The 1232-nt window shown below is 45.9% G+C and carries 3 protein-coding genes; all 3 read right to left on the minus strand.

Features of this window, described 5'->3' with window-relative positions; all coding sequences use genetic code 11:
- Positions 1–223, minus strand: a 223-nt coding sequence (locus ACI77D_RS29260; RefSeq protein WP_407018093.1) for a transposase, incomplete at its 3' end; no start/stop codon positions are given.
- A 189-nt stretch (positions 224–412) separates the two neighbouring features.
- Complete coding sequence (locus ACI77D_RS29265; protein ID WP_221293614.1) at positions 413–730, minus strand: hypothetical protein; 318 nt, start codon at positions 728–730, stop codon at positions 413–415.
- Positions 727–1232 (minus strand): DNA/RNA non-specific endonuclease (locus tag ACI77D_RS29270; protein ID WP_407018094.1); only part of this gene is annotated, 506 nt, incomplete at its 5' end. The genes ACI77D_RS29270 and ACI77D_RS29265, both read right to left, overlap by 4 nt.

Genomic DNA, 1232 nt, shown 5'->3' on the forward strand with positions numbered 1-1232 from the left:
AGCCAGCCCCTGCGCAGCAGCTGGGAGTCAACAACAAATGAACATGATTTTTCATCAAGCACAATGCGTGAACTTTACAGCCATACAATTCAGCAAGCACGGCTAATGTATCAATGTAAAAAATATAGTCTTCATCTGAATAAAAACACGCAGACCGATTGTTTCCCCGCTGAATATTATGCAACGGGATATCCGGCAGTAAAACCCTAGGACGGCGAGCCATATAAGCCCCTAACTGGATAAGAGCTTACAGCTTAGCCGCCCTTCAACAGGCCAACAGAGTGGAATAATTACAAAAAATAAATCATGTTTTTAAAGAGCAACTCTGCTGAACTCTAAAAAACAAAACCGTGGTCTGACCCCTATTTCCTACGGGCGGACTGTCGATCTGGGCAGGTGCTTTTGCACCAACTTAATAAATGAATTTTGTATTAGCCTTTCCACTAGGGTCGATAACCAGTACAAATTTTCTCCAATCACCACCCGTGTGCGACCTCATCAGCTCGTGCAACTTATGGACGTGACTAGAAGCTCTATCTTCAGGGTCATCCAAAAGCTCGCTGAAGAACAAGCCATCGCGAACGAATGAGTATTTAGAACCTACAGACCACCCTCCGTCATAAACTTCATACTCAAACTCACAACGCATTTCTTCGTACGGACCATTCGCAGAGTCATGCATGATCTGCGTGATCGCATTCAAGACCTGTACTTGTTGCTCAATGCTCATTGCCCGGCCTCATTCCTGAATGACTTACGCATTTTTGTTCCATTGATTGAGTAGTCAATAACTAATGAATCTGGTCTTGCCGACACAGGATCCGCTCTAGAAAAGCGCACTGTCACGGCGCCGACCTGATCACCGTTGTTCAACCCCTTCTTAATTTCTGTTTCCCACCGCTTATAGGCAGAGTTATTGAAATTACCATCCTGCGGAAAAAGGTTGAATCTGTCACAGGTACCACCAAGCTGACAACCCTGGATGTGCCCCCCCACATCCGTTGGCAATCCCTCTTTGCCAACTGCCGTTTGGCGTGCATCACGGACGCCTTTATTCAACGACGGACTGTAGGTAATTTCATCAACGTAACCGCTTGAATTGGTCTTAAATTCAGTGCCGTTGCTCAGCTTGACTTGGCTATTTGGTGGGGGCTCATTCAGTATTTTGTATTCAGGTGTTCCTTTACTGGCTTTGGTCACATCGACCTCAACACTAGCCAGTTTGACACCAC

Source organism: Pseudomonas sp. O39, from assembly GCF_045447295.1.
GTDB classification, from domain to species: Bacteria; Pseudomonadota; Gammaproteobacteria; order Pseudomonadales; family Pseudomonadaceae; genus Aquipseudomonas; species Aquipseudomonas antarctica_A.

Bases quoted from the DNA above. Each gene is read 5' to 3' on its own strand.
- ACI77D_RS29265 (WP_221293614.1), bottom strand. From the start codon at position 730: ATGAGCATTGAGCAACAAGTACAGGTCTTGAATGCGATCACGCAGATC.